Origin of the sequence: Dietzia sp. HMSC21D01, from assembly GCF_001815995.1 — a bacterium.
GTDB lineage: Bacteria > Actinomycetota > Actinomycetes > Mycobacteriales > Mycobacteriaceae > Dietzia > Dietzia cinnamea.
Map to the genome: position 1 here is coordinate 1 of NZ_KV823785.1, position 1,228 is coordinate 1,228.

1 protein-coding gene and 1 pseudogene are annotated in these 1,228 nt (G+C 75.7%); both read right to left on the reverse strand.

All coding sequences use genetic code 11. The features are described 5' to 3' along the window. A partial coding sequence (selB, locus tag HMPREF3086_RS03980) for a selenocysteine-specific translation elongation factor (protein WP_210401835.1) occupies positions 1-1,031 on the reverse strand: 1,031 nt, incomplete at its 3' end. Next, positions 1,031-1,228 (reverse strand): annotated as a pseudogene (locus tag HMPREF3086_RS03985) (L-seryl-tRNA(Sec) selenium transferase); the annotation flags it as partial. The pseudogene HMPREF3086_RS03985 and the gene selB, both read right to left, overlap by 1 nt.

A 1,228-nucleotide genomic window follows, 5' to 3' on the forward strand; every position in this document is an offset into this window, starting at 1 on the left:
CGCAGCTCCGGCGGCGCGGGGTCGAGGACGACGGCGCCCGAGGGGATCCGGTCCGCTCCCGGTTCGCGCAGAATGAGGCGGTCTCCGATCCGCATGGGCAGCGGCGCGGAGATCGTCAGCCTGGCGTGGCGTTCGTCGAGGGGCCGGACGCGTGCGGCCACCGCGGCGGAGCCGAGATGCACCATGACCTGCTCAGGGAGCTCATCGGCCCGCCCGTCGACCCGCACGTCGACGGTGTCGACCGCCCGCCAGCGGCCCGGCGCCACCAGGGTGCTACCCCGCGGGACGTCGTCGGCGGCGATCCCGCGGAGGTTGACGGCGACGCGCGCCACCGCGGTGACCTCGTCCCGCGTGTCCCCGAGCGACTGCAGGCCACGCACAGTGACGCGCGGGCCCGACGGCCCGAGCTCGAGTGCGTCGCCCACGCGGATCGTGCCGGCGGGCAACGTCCCGGTGACGACCGTTCCCGCGCCGCCGATCGTGAACGAGCGGTCCACCCACAGACGCACGTCGGCGTCGGGAGCGGGCCGGGGCAGGAGCGAGCCGAGCTCGGCCAGTTCGGCGCGCAGTCGGTCCATGCCCTCGCCGGTGACCGCGGAAACGCACACGGCCGGGATGTCGGCGAGCGGGGTGCCGGCGAGCGCCTCGCGGGCCTCCGCCAACGCGAGCTCCGGCTCCAGCAGGTCACTGCGGGTGATGACAAGTACCCCGTGGCGCACCCGCAGGGCCGCGAGCGCGTCGAGGTGCTCGGCGGACTGGGGCATCCAGCCGTCGTCGGCGGCCACGACGAACATCACCGCCGGCACCGGCCCCACCCCGGCGAGCATGTTCGGGACGAACCGCCGGTGCCCGGGCACGTCGACGAACGCGACGGTCCTGCCGTCGTCGAGGGTCGTGGAGGCGTAGCCCAGGTCGATCGTCAGTCCGCGGCGCCGTTCCTCGTCCCACCGGTCGGGCTCCTCGCCGGTCAGCGCGCGCACGAGCGTCGACTTGCCGTGATCGACGTGCCCGGCGGTGGCCACGACGAACATCAGGCGAGCGCCCCCGCGCGGAGCACGAGCCCAGCGAGCTCGTCATCGTCCCCCGGAGGCAACGCCCGCAGATCCAGGAGGCACCGGCGCTCGGTGACCCGCCCCAGGACGGCGGGGCGGCCTGCGCGAAGCGCGTCGGCGAAGGACTCCGGCAGGGACACCGCGGCGCTGGGGAGCTCGACGCCCGGCGCCCCGCC